The following is a 17880-nucleotide window of genomic DNA, read 5'->3' on the forward strand; positions in this document are numbered from 1 at the left end:
GACTGTCAGTGGATGACGCCGTCTGACTCATCAAACACCAGCTCTTCCATCTGCTGGTAGGCATTTTCACTGCCCGGTACGTTGAAAAGAACCATCATGACTACCCATTTGAGATCATCCAGCTCGATATCCGGTTTATCCAGCTCGAGCAGGCGCTCGATGCAGATCTCGCGGGTCTCGGCATTCAGTACCTGAGCCTGCTCCAGGAACAACAGGAAGCCGCGACACTCGGTGCCCAGACGAGCCAGCTCTTGCGGGGCATAGATCCGCATCGAACCTTGCGCGCTGGCGGTGACATACACCTCCCGCTCGCTGTCATGCAGATTGGCCAGCCGTTCCAGCCAGTTGAGCGCCTTCTCGATCTCGTCCGGATTGAAACCGGCCCGGCTCAGTTCGTCGGTGAGTTCATCCTGCTCGACCATCACATCTGCATCGCTGTGGATGTAGGTCTCGAAAAGGTACATCAATACATCAAACATGATTCGCCCTCCTCGTTCTGACGTATCCACCGGCTACCGCCATCACTGCACCGGCCAGCTCCAGCTCTACCAACCTGCCGAGGACTTGCTCGACAGGAAGCCGGGACCGCTCGGCAACGGTATCCACGCTCGTGGCTTCATAATCTACGTTATCCAACAAATCGGCATAAGGCAATTCGCTATTATGCGGAGGCTCGGGAGAGCGACTCATGGGCCGTGGCAGGGATACCAAGGCCGGCAACTCCTCAATGACATCGGCCGCGGTCAAGACCAGCTTGGCGCCCTGTTGGAGCAACCGGTTGCAACCCGCAGCCTGGGCATTTTGCGGGGCGCCGGGCACGGCAAACACCTCGCGGCCCTGCTCCAGAGCGTAACGAGCGGTGATGAGGGAACCGCTCTGCTCGGCGGCCTCCACCACCAAGGTTCCGAGCGACAGGCCGCTGATGATGCGATTGCGACGGGGGAAGTGCTCCGCCAAGGGTCCCTTGTCCGGTGCCAGCTCGGAGATAAGCAGACCACCGCGATCCAGGATCTGTTCGGCCAGCCCTTGATGGCGCTTGGGGTAGAGACAATCCAGCCCGGAACCCAACACCGCCAGGGTCACGCCGCCCGCTGCCAGCGCCTGCTGATGACAAACCCCATCGATACCCAGCGCCAGCCCGGAGGTGATCGCCAGGCCGCAGGCCACCAGCTCGGCGCACAGGCGAGCCGCGTTGTCCTTGCCGGCATAGGTAGGATGGCGCGTGCCCACCATCGCCAGCTGTGGCAGGGCGAGGGCATCCAGCTCGCCACGGCAATAGAGCAATAAGGGGGCGGCCGGGATCTCTTTTAACAGGGAGGGATAATGAGGGGAGTCGGGACAGACAAGATGATGGCCTTGCCTGGTGGCCCAGTTCAGGCTCTGCTCTACCTCGGGTTGCGGCCATCGGAGTTGCCGGATCTGGGCCTCATCGAGACCAATCTCCCGCAGCTTCCTGTCATCACAGTCAAACAGGGCGACGATGTCGCCCTCGAAGCGGGCCAGCAGGCGTGATGCGGTGACCGGGCCTATGCCGGCCACTGCATCCAGCGTCAGCCAGAGTACGAGTCGTTCCAACGAGGGCGACACGTCAGAAATTGCTGACCTGATAACCGGAACCGACCATGTCCTGGCTCTGCAGGATGAGGCCGTAACTCAGCTTGTCGTACACCTTGAACAGCATGACCCTGGCAACCGCCTCGGCCGGCAGGGATGACTTGCCCGCGGAATAGAATGCCTTGTCATAAATGGAGGTATATTCCCGGTATGATACCTTGCCATTCTTGTCCACCATCTCGGCGCCCGGACGCTGGATCTCGAGCACATCGCCGGGGGACACCTGATCCCGCAACCCCTTGTTGATGAGGACAACGTCAAACTTGCCGCCACCGTGCGCCTTGCTCGGCAGCTCGATCACATAACCGGGGGTAATGGCTGGCGCCGCCTTTGGCATGAAGACGGCGGAGAGGCTCTCCTGGGGTGGCAAGGGGATGATCTTGTCCCCCTGATACACCTCGCGTCTGTTGTGGGTGAGCGTGACTCTGGTGCTGTTGTTGGCCAACCGCTCCTCTGCCCGCACCGTACCGACGAAGACCGCCTCCTGCCCGAGCTGCTCCCCTGTTTTTCTGTCCTTGTACACGACCCCGGGATGATAGACGCCGTAGTCCTGGCCCGGGGTCAACGAACCCTGCACATAGAGGGTGTCCCCCTCCAGCATGCCGACATGCTTTTCGTTATTGCCGAGCACGTAAGGCATATCCTTGCTCTGCTGGCTGTCGGCCAGGATGTGATCGGTCTGCAGGAAGGGGCCTATCTCGCTGAGTGGCAAGGTCGGGATCGGACTGGCCTTGTTGTCATAGCGGCTCTTGGGTGACAGGTGAATGACCTGCTTGCCACCCTGGCTGGCCTTGCCGAGACGCGGCTCGCCATTGACCCAGCTCAGTTGCAGCACGTCGCCCGGGTAGATCCAGTGCGGATTGGCGATCTGGGGATTGATGTTCCAGAGGCGTGGCCAGAGCCAGGGTTCGGCCAGATACTGGCCCGAGATATCCCAAAGAGTATCTCCTTTCTGCACCACATAATTGTCAGGATGGCCAGGTTTCAACGTCAGTTGCTGCGCCATGGCGCCACTGCTCAGGGCTACCGCCAGGCAGGCGAAGATGGTTTGCTTCAGATGCATAACACTCCCTGTTATTTCTGCTCGCAAAGTGTTGCTGTTTTTTGTCGACGTAAATGACTAGAATTACGTCAATATTGACTGCATTTATACGAAACTAAAGAAAAAACTATGGCCATTCTAGATGTATTGCGTTTCCCCGATGAGCGTCTGCGTACCATCGCAGCCCCTGTCGAGACCATTACACCCGAGTTACAACAGATTGTAGATGATATGTTCGAAACCATGTACGCGGAGGAAGGCATAGGCCTGGCCGCGACTCAGGTCGACATTCATCAGCGCATCATAGTGATCGATGTCTCCGAGGACCGTGAAGATCAGCTGGTATTGATCAACCCCGAAATCCTGGAGCAATCCGGCAGCACCGGCATCGAAGAGGGTTGCCTCTCCGTCCCCGGCAGCCGCGCCCTGGTGCCACGCGCCGAGTGGGTCAAGGTACGGGCGCTGGATCGCAACGGCAAGCCTTTCGAGCTGGAAGCAGACGATCTGCTCGCTATCTGCATACAGCATGAGATGGATCATCTGGTCGGCAAGCTGTTTGTGGATTACTTGTCCCCGCTCAAGCGCCAGCGCATTCGTCAGAAGCTGGAAAAGATGGCCCGTGAAGATCGCCAAGCCCTCTGAGGATCTGCCCCATTGAATAAGCTGAAACTGATTTTTGCCGGTACCCCCGACTTCGCCGCCCGTCACCTGGCGGCGTTGTTGTCTTCCGACCACGAGGTCGTCGCCGTCTATACCCAGCCCGACAAGCCGGCCGGCCGTGGTCAGAAGCTCACCGCCAGCCCGGTCAAGGAGCTGGCCCTCGCCCACGGGCTGCCGGTCTATCAGCCCGCCTCCCTGCGCAATGAAGAGGCCCAGGCCGAGCTAGCCGCTCTTGGCGCCGATCTGATGGTGGTGGTGGCCTATGGCCTGATCCTGCCAAAAACGGTGCTCGACACCCCGCGTCTCGGTTGCATCAACGTGCACGGCTCCCTGCTGCCACGCTGGCGCGGTGCCGCCCCCATCCAGCGCTCCATCTGGGCGGGGGATAGCGAGACCGGCGTCACCATCATGCAGATGGACGTGGGGCTGGATACCGGCGCCATGATCCGTAAAGTCACCTGCCCCATCGCCCTTGATGAGACCTCCACCAGCCTGTATGACAAGCTGGCCGAGCTGGGCCCCCAGGCCTTGGTCGAGACCGTCAATGCCATGGCCGCAGGCGAGGCTCAAGCCGAGCAGCAGGACGATGCGCTGGCGAACTACGCCCAGAAGCTTTCAAAGGAAGAAGCCCGCATCGACTGGTCCATGGATGCCGCCGCCATCGAGCGTTGCATCCGCGCCTTCAATCCCTGGCCCATCAGCTGGTTCGAGGTGGCGGAGCAGACCATCAAAGTCTGGCAAGCCGAGGTGCTCGTGCAGGAACACGGCCAAACGGCCGGCACCCTGCTCAAGGCCGACAAGCAGGGGATCGACGTTGCCACCGGCAAGGGCGTGCTGCGCCTGCTGACCCTGCAACCGCCTGGCAAGAAGGCCATGTCCGTCTCGGACCTGCTCAACTCTCGCCGCGACTGGTTTGAACCCGGCACGCAATTGAATTGAACCAAGCGGGGCTGATGCCCCGACTTGCGCATCTAAGGTAACCATATGAAAACACGTGCACAGGCCGCTCTCGTTATCCAACAGGTGCTGGATCAGGGCCAATCCCTCTCCGCTGTTCTGCCTGCTGCCCAGGAGAAGGTCGCCCCTCGCGATCGCGCCCTCCTGCAAGAACTCTGCTATGGCACCCTGCGCTGGCTACCCCGCCTCGATGCGGCGGTGAGCGAGATGATGGACAAGCCGCTCAAGAACAAGAGCCGCATCTTCCACTATCTGATCCTGGTCGGTCTCTACCAGCTCATCTACACCCGCATTCCGGCTCACGCCGCCGTGGCCGAGACCGTCAACGCCGTCAAACTGCTCAAGGGCACCTCATTGCGTGGCCTCATCAACGGCGTGCTGCGCAACTTCCAGCGCAGCGCCGAAGTCATACTGCTGCGCATCGACCGCGTCCCCAGCATCCGCCTCGGCCACCCGGAGTGGATCACCAAGCGCCTGCGCCAGGCCTATCCCGAAGACTGGGAATTCATCATGGAGGCCAACAACCAGCGCCCCCCCATGTGGATCCGCAACAACAGCCAGCGCCAGAGTCGCGAGCAGATGCTGGCCCGCATGGCCGAGGTTGGCATCAATGCGATGGCCGGCGAGGAAGGGGATGACTGCATCCTGCTGGAGCGCCCCTGCGACGTGACCAAGCTGCCCGGCTTCGAGCAGGGCGATTGCTCGGTACAGGATGGTGCCGCCCAGCAGGCCGCTCGCCTGCTCGACCCGCAAGCCGGTGACTGGGTGCTGGATGCCTGCGCCGCCCCCGGCGGCAAGACCGCTCACCTGCTGGAATTGCAACCCAAACTGGCCGGGGTGGTCGCCGTCGATGCCGATGAAAACCGCCTCAAACGGGTGCAAGAAAACCTGGATCGCATCGGCCTCTCCGCCCAGGTAATCCACGGTGACGCCAGCACCCCGGATCTGTGGTGGCCACAGGGTCAGTTCGATCGCATCCTGCTGGACGCCCCCTGCTCCGCCACCGGCGTCATCCGCCGCCACCCGGACATCAAGTGGTTGCGCCGGGATCAGGACATCCGCGAGCTGGCCGAGCTGCAGCGCCGCATCCTCAATGCACTCTGGGCCAAACTCAAAAGCGGCGGCACCCTGCTCTACGCTACCTGTTCCGTGCTGCCGGAGGAGAACCGGGATCAGATCCGCGCCTTCCTGGTCGACACCAAGGACGCCCGTCTGGTGCCGCTGCACGAGCAGGATACCCCGGCCAATCCGGGCCGCCAGTTCCTGCCCGGCGAGGCGGAGATGGACGGTTTCTACTACGCCAAGCTGATCAAGCAGTAAGCTGCAGATGAGGGGTCGGGGCGCCGGATCGGGCGCCCTCGTTTCGAAGCAACCTTGAGCACGATTTCCCTATGAAAAATGTCGCCGCGGGCATCGAACTGACTGGCCCCTCCCGTAATGAAGCAACCTTGAGCAAGATTCCCCTATGAAGATCATCATTCTTGGCGCGGGCCAGGTCGGCGGCACCCTGGCGGAGAACCTCGCCGGTGAGAACAACGACATCACCATAGTCGACACCGACAGCGACCGTCTGCGGGAGCTGCAGGACAAGTTCGATCTGCGGGTGGTGAATGGCCACGGTGCCCATCCCAGGGTGCTGCGGGAAGCGGGCGCTCAGGATGCGGACATGCTGGTCGCGGTCACCAACAGCGACGAGACCAACATGATCGCCTGCCAGGTGGCCTACTCCCTGTTCAACACCCCGAACAAGGTGGCGCGCATCCGCTCACCGGCCTATCTGGTGGAGCGGGATCGGCTGTTCCTGCCGGAATCCGTGCCGGTGGATCACCTGATCGCCCCCGAGCAGCTGGTGACCGACTATGTGCGTCGTCTCATCGAGTATCCGGGCGCCCTGCAGGTGGTGGACTTCGCCGGCGGCAAGGTGGGTCTGGTGGCGGTCAAGGCTTACTACGGCGGCCCCCTGGTGGGCAATGCGCTCTCCACCCTGCGGGATCACATGCCGAACATCGAGACCCGGGTCGCCGCCATCTTCCGCCAGGGTCGCTCCATCCGCCCGCAAGGCACCACCATCATAGAGGCGGATGACGAGGTGTTCTTCGTCGCCGCCGCCGGCCATATTCGCGCCGTGATGTCGGAGCTGCAGCGCCTCGAGAGCCCCTATCGCCGCATCATGATCGTCGGGGGCGGCAACATAGGGGCCGGCCTCGCCCGTCAGCTGGAGAAGCGCTACAGCGTCAAGCTTATCGAGCGCAACCAGAAGCGGGCTGAGCAGCTCTCGGAGATCCTGGAGAACACCATAGTCTTCTGCGGCGACGCGGCGGATCAGGAGCTGCTGGCGGAGGAGCACATCGACCAGATCGACGTCTTCATCGCGGTGACCAACGAGGACGAGGCCAACATCATGTCGGCCCTGCTCGCCAAGAAGATGGGCGCCAAGAAGACAATGGTGCTGATCCAGCGCGGCGCCTACGTGGATCTGGTGCAGGGTGGCTCCATCGACATCGCCATCTCGCCGCAGCAGGCCACCATCTCGGCCCTGCTGACCCACGTGCGCCGCGCCGACATCGCCAACGTCTACAGCCTGCGCCGTGGCGCGGCCGAGGCCATCGAGGCCATCGCTCACGGGGACGAGAACACCTCCAAGGTGGTGGGCAAGACGGTGGGTGAGCTCAAGCTGCCGCCGGGTACCACCATAGGTGCCGTGGTCCGTGGGGACGAGGTGCTGATCGCCCACGATCGCACCCAGATCCAGCAGGATGACCACGTGGTGATGTTCCTGGTCGACAAGAAGTACATCCCGGAAGTGGAACGCCTGTTCCAGCCAAGCCCCTTCTTCCTCTAACCTGACCATGCATCAGACAACGGCAGCCAGACCCGGACAACGACCCAGCGTCTTGTCCGGGCCTCTTGTACATCCACGACCCGGTTCTCTTCCATGATCAAGCTGCGTCCCATCCTCTTCAGCCTCGGGCTGGTGCTCTCCAAGCTGGCCCTGTTCATGTGGTTGCCCACCCTGCTGGCCCTGTTCACCGGCTCCGAGGGCTTCGTCGAGTTTCTGAAATCCGTGCTGATCACCCACGGCGCTGCCCTGCTCTGCCTGCACCACGGCCGCAAGGCGGAGTTTCACCTCGGGGTGCGGGAGATGTTCCTGCTCACCACCTCGGTCTGGGTGGTGGCCTGCATCTTCGGCGCCCTGCCCTTCGTCTTCATCACCCACATCAACTTCACCGACGCCTATTTCGAGACCATGTCAGGGGTCACCACCACGGGTTCCACCGTGCTGTCGGGGCTGGATGGCATGGCCCACAGCATACTGCTGTGGCGATCCATCTTGCAGTGGCTCGGCGGAGTGGGCTTCATCGTGATGGCGGTGGCGGTGCTGCCTTACCTCAACGTCGGCGGCATGAAGCTGTTCCAGACCGAGAGCTCGGATTGGTCTGACAAGAGTGCGCCGCGCGCCAAGACGGTGGCGAACAACATAGTGCTGGTCTATCTGGTGCTCTCCATGCTCTGTTTCCTCGCCTACTGGGTGAGCGGCATGAACCTGTTCGAGGCAGTCAACCACGCCATGGCGACCCTGAGCACCGGCGGTTACTCCACCTCGGATCAGTCCATGTCCCACTTCTCCCATGCGGCGCACTGGATTGGCACCCTCTTCATGTTCCTTGGCGGCCTGCCCTTCCTGCTCTATGTGCAGGCGCTGTCGCGCCGTGACAACAGCCTGCTCAAGGATGCCCAGGTACGGGGCTTCTTCTGGCTGGTCGTCTGGGTCACCGCCATCGTCACCTTCTATCTGTGGATCCGGGACATCTACGGTTTCATGGACGCCCTGCGCATCAGCAGCTTCAACATCGTCTCGGTACTCACCACCACCGGTTTCGGCCTCGGTGACTTCGGCACCTGGGGGCCGCTCACCAGCATCATCTTCATCATCTTGCTGGCGCTCGGCGCCTGCTCCGGCTCCACCGCCGGGGGCCTCAAGATCTTCCGGGTGCAGGTAGCCTTCTCTCTGTTCAAGAAGCAGATGCGCCAGCTGATGCACCCCTCCGCCGTCTTCCCGCAGAAGTACAACGGCCGGCCGGTCAACGACGCCATCATCCGCTCTCTGATCTCCTTCGTGCTGGCCTACTTCGCCATCATCCTGTTTATAGCCGCCCTGCTCGCCGCCATCGGCCTGGATCCCCTGACCGCCATCTCCGGCTCCATCACGGCGGTGGCGAACGTGGGCCCGGGCATGGGCCCTGTCATCGGTCCCAGCACCAACTTCGCCAGTCTGCCTGACTCGGCCAAGTGGATACTGTCGTTCGGCATGCTGCTGGGGCGGCTCGAGATCCTGACGGTGGCGGTGATCTTCTTCCCCTCGTTCTGGAAGCAATGACGGGAAGATGGCATGACCGCGAACGTCTGATTACGCCGCTGCGCGGCTAATCAAACCTACAGCCCGCGAGTTGTGGTAATAAACGAGGAAATGAATCCCGTAGGTTCGAATAGCGAAGCGTATTCGGACGCGGCAACGGGGTTGGTAACGATGTGTATTCGGACACGCAAATGCAGAAGGGCAGCCACTGGCTGCCCTTCTTGTCAGGTGAACGACGAACCGCCTCAATCGGCCGGCTCTTCCCGCTCCAGCGCCCGGTTGATAAGGGGCTCCGGCAGCGGCTTGGTTACCTCCACCCCCAGCTCGCGAAAACGCTCGGCCTGGGCGATCAGGTTGCCACGGCCGTTGACCAGCCGTCCCATCGCTTTGTCGTAGCTCTCCTGCGCCTTGTGCAGGCTGCTCCCCATCTGCTGCATCTCCTCCACGAACAGCCGCAGCTTCTCGTAGAGCCGTCCGGCCCGCTCCGCAATCTGGCGCGAGTTCTGGTTCTGGCGCTCGTAGCGCCACAGGTTCTCTATGGTGCGCAGCGCCACCATCAGGTTGGTGGGGCTCACCAGCAGTATGTTGTGATCCAGCCCGTAGCGCACCAGGGAAGGATCCGCCTCCACCGCGGTCAGGAAGGCGGGCTCCACCGCCACGAACATCAGCACATAGTCCAGGGTGCGCACCCCGGGCAGTTGCTGGTAATCCTTGCGGCCCAGCTCGCGGATGTGGTTGCGCACCGAGGCGACGTGCTCTTTCAGTGCCACCGCCTTGGCCAGCTCGTCATCGCTGTTGTACCAGCGCTCGTAGGCGGTCAGGGAGACCTTGGCATCGATGATGATGTCCTTCTCCTGGGGCAGGTGGACTATCACGTCCGGCTGGTAGCGCTTGTTCTTCTCCACCTCGATATTGACCTGAGTGTGGTACTCGTGGCCCTCTCGCAGGCCGCACTCGGAGAGGATCCTGGCCAGCACCACCTCGCCCCAGTTGCCCTGCTGCTTGCTGTCGCCCTTCAAGGCACGAGTCAGGGCCGCGGCTTCTTCGGTCATGCGGGCATTGAGCTCGGCGAGGCGCTCCAGCTCGAACTTCAGGCTGTGGCGCTGGGCCGTCTCCTGGGCGTGGGTCTCTCCCACCTGACGGCGGAAGCCCTCCAGCTGCTCTTTGAGCGGTGTCAGCAACAGATCCAGGCTGTTCTGGTTCAGTTCGCGGAAGTTGCCGGAGTTTTGCTCGAAGATACGGTTGGCGAGGTTTTCGAACTGCTGGCTGAGGCGAGCCTCCGCCTGCTGTTGCAGTTGCAGCTTCTCGGCGCTGGCGAGGCGCTCGCTGCGCAGGGTGGCCTCCGCATCCTTGAGGCGGGCGGTGAGCTTGAGCAGCAGGGTCTGCTGCTGCTCCAGCTTCTGCTGGCCCAGCATCTTCTCGTCCTGCAGCTCGTCGAACCTGTCCTGCAGCGCCTGATAACGCTCCTCGATGAGCAAGGCGTGCTCACGGGCACCGCGGCGCCCCACCAGCCAGCCGAGCCCCAGGGCAAGCAGGCCCGCCAGCAGCACGGACAGCCAGAGCGTCGAAGGGATCATCGACGGCCCCGCTGGCGCAGGAAGAGTTCGAGGTAGCGGTTGAGCAGCAGCCAGAGCAGGACATAGAGCAGGTAGGCGGCCAGCACCACCCACTTGTGGCTGTTGACCCCGGTATCGAGCTCGGCGAACTCGATACCCTTGATGTCGCAGTAGGCCCACATCAGCAAGGGGAAGACATAGAGCAGGGAGGCACGCCAGAGAAATAACCACATGTGTATGTTCAACCACGCAAAAAGACCTGCCTAGCTTACACAAGGGCAACCCGGCTTGCGATCCTGGGGCGCGCTAATCTCTGGCTTGCCGACGGAAAACTGGCTAAAATTAACCCCTAATGGGTATTCGGGGTAGGCATGACGCATTTTTTCTGTCGCTGGTTGATGAACGCACTGGGAGAGCCCGGCCAACCGGCCGTGGTTTGTCATGAGGCACGCCCGCCCTGGGCCATCGAAGAGTCCCAATTCCTCTCCCTGTGCAGCCGCTGCGGTGACTGCTTCAAGGCCTGCCCCAACGGCCTGCTCAAACCAGCCGATCAGCCGGAATACGACGGCACCCCCATCGCCGGCACCCCGGTGCTGGATCTCGCCTGCGGCCAATGCAGCTACTGCGGCAGCTGTGCCAGAGCCTGCCCCACGGGGGCGCTGGATCTGCACCTCGGCCGCCAGGTACAAACCCGGGTCAGGATCGAGGAGAGCTGCCAGTCCCGCCAGGGTTACTATTGCCTGCTGTGCGAGGACGCCTGTCCCCAGCAGGCGATCAAGGCCAGCAGCGACGGGGTGAGCATCAACATGGCGGCCTGCGATGGCTGCGGCGCCTGCGGCCTCGCCTGCCTGCACGGCGCCATCACCCTGATCCCCCAGCACTGAGATCCCGCGCCTCGACCCCCGCTCCCGGCAAGGGCATCACCCCTCCCGAAAAACACAAAGGGGCCCGCAGGCCCCGATGATTTGGCAGTCCCCTCAGGACATCACCAGAACATTATCCTGCTCTATGCCCAGCAGGTGGCATAGTCGGGTGGGATCTCGCACCGCATCCGCCAGGGTGTACTCCCCCAGCACCTCGAGGAAGGCGTTCATGGCGCGGCGCAGAATGCCCTGAATGCGGCAGCCACCGGACAGGCGGCAGTTCTCGCGCTTACAGTCCACCGGGCAGAGCACATTCTCCATGTCCATCACCACGTCCCGCAGGTTGATGGAGACGGCGGAACGGCCGAGGCGGATGCCGCCATGCTTGCCACGTACCGTCTCGATGTAACCCTTGATGCCGAGCTGATGCACTATCTTGACCACGTGGTTGCGGGAGATGGCGAAGGTGTCGGCCACCTCTGTGATGGTCGACAGGCGATCACCTGGCTGGATCGCCAGAAACGTCAGGGTACGCAGGGCGTAGTCGGTAAATCGTGTCAGTTGCATGGTCGCACTTGCCTCTTACTACAAGCCAGAAATCAGGACGACAACCGGTGGCCAAGAGGTGAGATGACAGGTGCGCCGGCACAGGATCCGCTTCTTCAGCCGAGTCGTGGAATGACAAGGTTAAGAGCAGCCCGGACGGGTGTCGACGAAGATGTACATAAATCGACACTTTCTTTGATTGATCGCAAACTTGCCGGCTCGAGGGGAGGTTTTGGCCATTTCTGGCGGCGAACTTCCGCCAGCCAGCCTGACCCGAACCGGGTAAAGAGGGACTGGTCGAGGCGCCTCAGAACCTGTTCACGATCTGTCACGAGAGGCTGTCAGCAAGGTGAAGAGCAGCACAGGAACCGGAGTTTATAGGCATAAATGAGGATTCCGAGCAGCACATGAGCCTTGATCACGGTCTCGCAGTAAGATCGTGAACAGGTTCTCAGTGAGGCTGCTTCAACCAGTTTTTCAGCGCCTGTGAGGGGATGGAGCTCTCGGAGGCCACCGCGAAGGCGCCCCAGTCCACCGCACACTGCAGGGCATCCCCGATCGCCATGCCCCGCGCCAGACCGTGGATGAGGCCGCCGGCGAAGGCATCCCCCGCCCCCGTGGTGTCCACCACGGACACCGGCCGCGCCGCCACCCGGATCTGCTCCTCGCCGTGGATGGCCACGGCCCCCGCCTTGCCCTCGGTCAGCACCAGCCACTCCAGCTGATCCCCCGCCAACTGGCGGGCGTGCAGCCAGGGATCGCTCACCTCGGCGAGATCGGAGCGGGAGGCCACCAGCACGTGGCAGGGGCGGCGGGCCTGACCGCCCTTGGGGTACTGGGCCACCACGAAGCTCTTGCCGAGCATCTGGCGCATGTAACCGATGATGGCGGTGCCCGGATAGTTCACATAGAGGCAATCCACCCCTTCCGTGGGCAGATCGCCGGGCAGATCGGGGCGGCGCGGGCGCCGCAGTATGGTGCGCTCGCCGGTGGAGTCCACCAGGATCAGCAGCTCGCCGGTCTCGCCACCGAAGCGCTCCACGTGGGCACAGTTCAGGCCATGGCCGGCCGCCTGCTCCAGCAGCCAGTCGCCGGTCTCGTCCAGCCCGACCCGGGAGGCGATGCACACCTCGTGCCCAGCCCACACCAGGCCGATGCCGCTATTGGCGGCGCCGCCCCCGAGCCTGCGCCCCTGATCCACATACTGCAGTCGTGCCCCCGCCACCAGGGGTTCGGCCAGGGAGAGCACGTGATCACAGTTGAGATTGGCAAGCAGCAGAATGCGGGACATGGGAACCTCCGAAACGGGAAGGGCCCGGCGGGGCCCAAGATAGCGGTGTCATCAGGGGAAGGACGGGAGAGGGATCAGTAGACCGGCAGTTCCACCCCGGCCAGCAGCTCCTCGATGCGCGCCTGGGTCGGCTGCTGCATCACGTTCTGGATCATCTCCTTGGTGAGATGGGGGGAGAAGGAGCTGATGAAGTCATACATGTAGTTCTGCAACAGTATGCTCTTGCTGAAGCAGAGCTGGGCAGGGCAAGGCTCGAACAGGTATTCCAGGTTGATGGCCACCAGACCGGGGGCATCGGTGTCATTGGCCACCAGGGACGAGATGATGCCGATGCCGAAGCCCAGCTCCACGTAGCGCTTGATGACGCCGGCATCCATCACCGTCATGTAGTAATTGGGGGTGAGGCCGGCGGCCTGGAACACCCGATCCTGCACCTGACGCCCGGTGGCGCCACTCTCGTAGCTGAGGATGGGATACTGGCAGAGCTGCTCCAGGCTCGGCTTCTTCACCTTGGCCAGGGGGTGATCCTGCGGCACCACCAGGGACAGGGTCCAGAGGTAGGCGGGTAGCGCGATCAGCTCCTTGTCGAAGCCGATCTCGTGGGCCACGATGGAGAAATCCGAGTAACCCTTGCTGATCTGTTCCTTGGTCGCCGACATCACGGGATGCAGGTGGAACGAGATCTTGGGGTACTTCTTGGTGAAATAGGTGACGCTTTTGGGCAGCAGGTAGCGCGCTATGGTGTGAGTGGTGTGGATGTTGAGGGTCCCCACGGTCGGATCCAGATACTCGCGGGAGATGGCCTTGATCTTGCCCTCGATGTTGAGCATGGCCTCGGCGCACCTGATGATCTCCTCCCCCACCGGGGTGATGCGATGCAGGTGTTTGCCACGCCGCTCGAAGATACGCACCCCCAGCTCGCTCTCCAGCAAGCCGATCTGCTTGCTCACCCCAGGCTGGCTGGTGTAGAGCGCATCGGAGGCGACGGACACGTTGAGATTGTGGTCCCGCACCGCGATCAGATACTTCAACTGCTGTAGTTTCAAGGTTGCATCCTCACTGGCTGGCGCGGCTGTCATCAGATGGACAAGGCCGCCACAAATGGCGGCCAGTGTATCATCCGAACTTGGCATATCACCGCTTGATCCTTCATTTTGCTACAAAATCTAGCATCTGCCGCGGTGATATGACAAACGGGCTTCAGCGCAATGCGGGCCCGACCGGCAGTATGCCGAGGAACTGCAACAACCACTGCATCATGGTGGCCGAGTCCACCTCCCCCTCCAGGGAGGAGAGGCTGCTCTGGTAATGCTCATCGGGCAGCCTGTCCCGGCGCCGCTCGATCAACGCCCGGTTGTACTCCACCGAAAATTCCGGGTGGCCCTGGATGGCCACTATGTGATCCCCCTGCAGGAACATGAAGTTGGGGCAGAAATCGTTGCCCGCCAGCAGGGTCGCCCCCGGCGGCAGCTGCTCCACCTGATCCTGATGACTGGCCAGGATCCGGATGGTCTCCAGCTCCGGCTGCATCCAGGGTTTCGCCGCCTGCATGGGGTGCACAGAGACGCCGAGCCCCCAGCCCTTGGTGGACTTCATCACCTCCCCCCCCAGCGCCTGGGCGATCACCTGGTGGCCGAAGCAGACCCCCGCCAGCTTGACGTTGGCGTCGTGGGCCTGACGGATCCAGTCGCGCAGCGCCAGGATCCAGGGCAGATCACTGTAGGCATCGTGGCGGGAGCCGGTGATGAGCCAGGCATCGCACTCATTCAGATCGGCCGGCAGCTCGCCGTCGAGGGCCGACCAGACTCGGTATTCCAGCGCCGGCGCCAGCGCCCGGAAGCCCTTGATAAACATCTCGGAGTAAACGGGGCCAAAACTTCCCACCAAATCGGGATCCAGCCGGTCACAATCGAGAATTCCCAGTCGCATCTGTCACTCCTTCACAGGGATAGCGGGGCACTCCGGCGGATCCCTCCGCCGGGCCATGCCTGGGCTAACTACTGCATGGTTGTCATTTCATGGTCGGCATGGAGAACTCGGCGCCGGCGCGAAGGCTCTGGGGCCAACGGGCGGTCACCGTCTTCATCCGGGTGTAGAAACGTACCCCGTCCGGCCCGTGCATGTTGAGTGGCCCGAAGATGGACCGCTTCCAGCCACCGAAGCTGTGAAACGCCATGGGCACCGGGATGGGTACGTTCACCCCTACCATACCGACCTGCACCCGCGTGGTGAAGTCCCTTGCGGTGTCTCCGTCGCAAGTAAAGATGGCGGTGCCGTTGCCGTACTCGTGTTCGTTGATGAGCTTGAGCGCCGTTTCATAGTCCGGCGCCCGTACTATGGCCAGTACAGGGCCGAAGATCTCCTCCCGGTAGATGCGCATCTCGGGGCCCACCTTGTCGAACAGACTGCCGCCGATAAAGTAACCGTCCCCATGACTCACACCACGGCCATCGACCACCAACGCAGCGCCCTCGGCCACCCCCTGATCCACGTAGCCGCGCACCTTGGCCAGGTGCTCACGGCTGATGAGGGGCCCCATCTCGTTCTCCGGGCTAGGGCCCAGGCCGGGTCCGACCCGCAGTTTCTCCACCAGCGGCGCCAGCTTCCCAACCAGGGCGTCGGCGGTCTCATCGCCGACCACCAGGGCCACCGAGATCGCCATGCAGCGCTCGCCGGCCGCACCGTAGGCCGCCCCCATCAGGGCGGAGACCGCCTGATCGAGGTCCGCGTCCGGCATCACCAGCATGTGGTTCTTGGCGCCGCCCAGCGCCTGCACCCGCTTGCCGTGGGCCGAGGCGGTGGCATAGATGTACTGAGCTATGGGGGTGGAGCCGACAAATGACACGGCGCCGACTCGCGGATCGGTCAGCAGCACGTCCACCACCTCCTTGTCACCGTTGACCACGTTCAGCACCCCGTCCGGCAGGCCCGCCTGCTTGAGCAACTCGGCCATGCGCAGGGCCAGGGAGGGATCCTTCTCGGACGGCTTGAGGATGAAAGTGTTGCCGCAAGCCAGCGCCACCGGGAACATCCAGAGCGGCACCATGGCCGGGAAATTGAACGGCGTGATGCCGGCGCAGACCCCTACGGGTTGCATCATGGAGTGGCTGTCGACCCCGCGGCCCACGTTGAGGGAGTGCTCCCCCTTGAGCAGGTGGGGAATGCCGCAGGCAAACTCCACCACCTCCAGCCCCCGGGTCAGTTCCCCCTGGGCATCGGAGAACACCTTGCCATGCTCACGGCTGATGAGCCTGGCCAGCTCATCCCTGTACTGCTCCATCAACTCCTTGAAGCGAAACAGCACCCGCGCCCGCACCAGCGGCGGGGTCTGGGACCAGTCCGCGAAGGCGCGCTCCGCGCTGGCGATGGCCTCGGTACACTCGGCGGCGGTGCTGAGCGCCACCGAGCCCTGCTGCTGGCCGGTGGCCGGATTGAAGATGGCGCCGAAGCGCTCGCCACGACTCTCTTGCAACTGGCCGTCGATGAAGTTGTTAACCCTGTATGTCATATATCCTCCGTGATGGGTAATGCTGGTCGCTCCCGTGCGCGGCCATTGGCGTCAGGCACGGGAAGAGGGCGCCCGCTCGGCGGGCACCCTGCAATCCAATGAAAGGGTCACTCCTGCGTCTGCAACACATCCTGCAGCAGGGTGAAGAGATCGTCGATCTGGCTGCGCTCTATGATGAGGGGCGGCGACAGGGCGATGATGTCGCCGGTGACGCGGATCAGGGCCCCCTTCTCGAAGCAGCGCACGAACACCTCATAGGCACGCTTGCCCGGTGCATCCGGCAGGGCTTCCAGCTCTATGCCCGCCACCAGGCCGTAGTTGCGCACGTCTTTCACATGCTTGCAGCCCTTGAGGGAATGGGCCGCCTCCTCCCAGTAGCCCGCCAGATCGGCGGCGCGGCTCAGCAGGTTTTCGCTCCGGTAGATTTCGAGGGTCGCGAGGCCCGCGGCGGCGGCCACCGGGTGGCCGGAGTAGGTGTAACCGTGGAACAGCTCGATGGCGCCCTTGCCCGCGGCCATCATGTCGTCATAGATATGGTCGCGCACCAGCACGGCCCCCATGGGGATGGCGCCGTTGGTGAGCCCCTTGGCGCAGGTGATCATATCGGGCATGACGTCGAATTCCTGGGCGGCGAAGGGAGCGCCCAAACGGCCGAAGCCGGTGATGACCTCGTCGAAGATCAGCAGGATGCCGTGTTTGGTGCAGATCTCCCGCAGCCGCTTGAGGTAACCCTTGGGGGGCATGATGACGCCTGTGCTGCCGGCGATGGGTTCGACGATGACCGCCGCTATGTTGCTGGCGTCATGCAGGAAGACGATCTTCTCGAGTTCGTCGGCCAGGCTAGTGTCTTCTGCTGGCAGGCCCCGGGTGAACGCATTTTTGGCGATATTCAGGGTGTGAGGCAGATGATCCACCCCGCCGAGCAGGGAGCCGAACCACTTGCGGTTGCCGGGGATGCCGCCCACCGAGATGCCGCCGAAGCCGACCCCGTGATAGCCGCGCTCACGGCCGATGAGGCGGGTGCGAGTGCCCTGGCCCCGCGCTCGCTGCCAGGCCAGCGCCATCTTCAGCGCCGTGTCCACGGCCTCGGAGCCCGAGTTGGTATAGAAGACGTGGCCGAATCCCTTGGGGGCGATCTCCACCAGCCGGTTGGCCAGCTCGAACGGCAGCGGGTGGCCCATCTGGAACGTCGGGGCGAAGTCGAGGTGGGAAATCTGCTGGGAGACCGCCTCGGCGATCTCGCGCCGACCATGACCCGCGTTGCAACACCAGAGTCCGGCGGTGCCATCCAGTATCTTGCGGCCATCCTCTGAGTGATAATACATCCCCTCTGCCGACTTCAGGATCCGCGGCGCCGCCTTGAACTGCTGGTTGGCGGTGAAGGGCATCCAGAAGGCGGACATGTCGGAAGGGGTATTGATGTCGCTAATCGGTTTCATGGTCACCTCATCCTTAAGGCGTTTAGTAACGCTTGGCTTATGCCTAT

Annotated in this window: 17 protein-coding genes; 6 read left to right on the forward strand and 11 right to left on the reverse strand. The window is 62.8% G+C overall.

The window, feature by feature from the left end:
* Positions 1-5 precede the first annotated feature (5 nt).
* Genes BN1124_RS03625 through BN1124_RS03635 form a run of 3 tightly spaced genes read right to left on the reverse strand, consistent with a single transcriptional unit; the run spans position 6 to position 2677 of the window.
* Positions 6-479 (reverse strand): DUF494 family protein, encoded by a 474-nt coding sequence (locus BN1124_RS03625; protein ID WP_033131393.1) that lies wholly within the window; start codon positions 477-479, stop codon positions 6-8.
* Positions 472-1575 (reverse strand): DNA-processing protein DprA, encoded by a 1104-nt coding sequence (gene dprA / locus BN1124_RS03630; RefSeq protein WP_378051784.1) that lies wholly within the window; start codon positions 1573-1575, stop codon positions 472-474. The genes BN1124_RS03625 and dprA overlap by 8 nt, the downstream gene beginning before the upstream one ends.
* Positions 1576-1588: 13 nt before the next feature.
* Entirely contained in the window at positions 1589-2677 is a 1089-nt protein-coding gene (locus BN1124_RS03635; RefSeq protein WP_042639262.1) for a LysM peptidoglycan-binding domain-containing protein, read from the reverse strand.
* A 108-nt stretch (positions 2678-2785) separates the two neighbouring features.
* Here BN1124_RS03635 and def point away from each other — a divergent pair, with 108 nt between their 5' ends.
* The 5 genes from def to BN1124_RS03660 all read left to right on the forward strand — a co-directional run bounded on the left by def (position 2786) and on the right by BN1124_RS03660 (position 8651).
* Positions 2786-3298, forward strand: a complete 513-nt coding sequence (def, locus tag BN1124_RS03640) for a peptide deformylase (protein ID WP_042639264.1) — start codon at positions 2786-2788, stop codon at positions 3296-3298.
* Positions 3299-3310: 12 nt separating this feature from the next.
* Positions 3311-4255: a methionyl-tRNA formyltransferase gene (gene fmt / locus BN1124_RS03645; RefSeq protein ID WP_042639266.1), complete on the forward strand. Its 945-nt coding sequence runs from the start codon at positions 3311-3313 to the stop codon at positions 4253-4255.
* A 45-nt stretch (positions 4256-4300) separates the two neighbouring features.
* A complete protein-coding gene (gene rsmB, locus BN1124_RS03650; RefSeq protein WP_042639268.1) occupies positions 4301-5593 on the forward strand; it encodes a 16S rRNA (cytosine(967)-C(5))-methyltransferase RsmB in 1293 nt (430 codons plus the stop codon).
* 145 nt (positions 5594-5738) lie between these two features.
* Positions 5739-7115, forward strand: a complete 1377-nt coding sequence (gene trkA / locus BN1124_RS03655; protein ID WP_005326185.1) for a Trk system potassium transporter TrkA — start codon at positions 5739-5741, stop codon at positions 7113-7115.
* A gap of 93 nt (positions 7116-7208) precedes the next feature.
* Positions 7209-8651, forward strand: a complete 1443-nt coding sequence (locus BN1124_RS03660; RefSeq protein WP_042639272.1) for a TrkH family potassium uptake protein — start codon at positions 7209-7211, stop codon at positions 8649-8651.
* A gap of 224 nt (positions 8652-8875) precedes the next feature.
* Here the strand turns inward: BN1124_RS03660 and rmuC are convergent, their stop codons facing one another.
* Positions 8876-10207 carry a DNA recombination protein RmuC gene (gene rmuC / locus BN1124_RS03665; protein ID WP_042639274.1) on the reverse strand — a complete coding sequence of 444 codons (1332 nt, stop codon included), beginning with the start codon at positions 10205-10207 and terminating at the stop codon, positions 8876-8878.
* Positions 10204-10419, reverse strand: a complete 216-nt coding sequence (locus tag BN1124_RS03670) for a hypothetical protein (protein ID WP_042639276.1) — start codon at positions 10417-10419, stop codon at positions 10204-10206. Before BN1124_RS03670 ends, rmuC begins: the two co-directional genes overlap by 4 nt.
* A 138-nt stretch (positions 10420-10557) precedes the next feature.
* Between BN1124_RS03670 and BN1124_RS03675 the strand changes: the two genes are divergently transcribed.
* Positions 10558-11070: a ferredoxin-type protein NapF gene (locus BN1124_RS03675; RefSeq protein WP_042639277.1), complete on the forward strand. Its 513-nt coding sequence runs from the start codon at positions 10558-10560 to the stop codon at positions 11068-11070.
* 93 nt (positions 11071-11163) lie between these two features.
* Here BN1124_RS03675 and BN1124_RS03680 read toward each other — a convergent pair whose 3' ends face one another.
* The 6 genes from BN1124_RS03680 to BN1124_RS03705 all read right to left on the reverse strand — a co-directional run bounded on the left by BN1124_RS03680 (position 11164) and on the right by BN1124_RS03705 (position 17833).
* Complete coding sequence (locus tag BN1124_RS03680; RefSeq protein WP_042639279.1) at positions 11164-11616, reverse strand: Rrf2 family transcriptional regulator; 453 nt, start codon at positions 11614-11616, stop codon at positions 11164-11166.
* 430 nt (positions 11617-12046) lie between these two features.
* The gene (locus tag BN1124_RS03685; RefSeq protein ID WP_042639281.1) at positions 12047-12886 is read right to left on the reverse strand and encodes a PfkB family carbohydrate kinase; all 840 of its coding nucleotides are present in this window, start codon (positions 12884-12886) and stop codon (positions 12047-12049) included.
* A gap of 74 nt (positions 12887-12960) precedes the next feature.
* Positions 12961-13932, reverse strand: coding sequence for a LysR substrate-binding domain-containing protein (locus BN1124_RS03690; protein ID WP_042639283.1), 972 nt, complete (start codon positions 13930-13932; stop codon positions 12961-12963).
* 154 nt (positions 13933-14086) lie between these two features.
* On the reverse strand, positions 14087-14815 hold the full coding sequence (locus BN1124_RS03695) for a glutamine amidotransferase-related protein (RefSeq protein ID WP_042639285.1): 729 nt from the start codon (positions 14813-14815) through the stop codon (positions 14087-14089).
* 82 nt (positions 14816-14897) lie between these two features.
* Positions 14898-16394: a CoA-acylating methylmalonate-semialdehyde dehydrogenase gene (locus BN1124_RS03700; RefSeq protein WP_042639288.1), complete on the reverse strand. Its 1497-nt coding sequence runs from the start codon at positions 16392-16394 to the stop codon at positions 14898-14900.
* Positions 16395-16501: 107 nt separating this feature from the next.
* Positions 16502-17833 (reverse strand): omega-aminotransferase AptA, encoded by a 1332-nt coding sequence (locus BN1124_RS03705; RefSeq protein ID WP_042639290.1) that lies wholly within the window; start codon positions 17831-17833, stop codon positions 16502-16504.
* Positions 17834-17880 lie beyond the last annotated feature (47 nt).

Origin of the sequence: Aeromonas eucrenophila (assembly GCF_000819865.1) — a bacterium.
Taxonomy (GTDB): Bacteria; Pseudomonadota; Gammaproteobacteria; order Enterobacterales; family Aeromonadaceae; genus Aeromonas; species Aeromonas eucrenophila.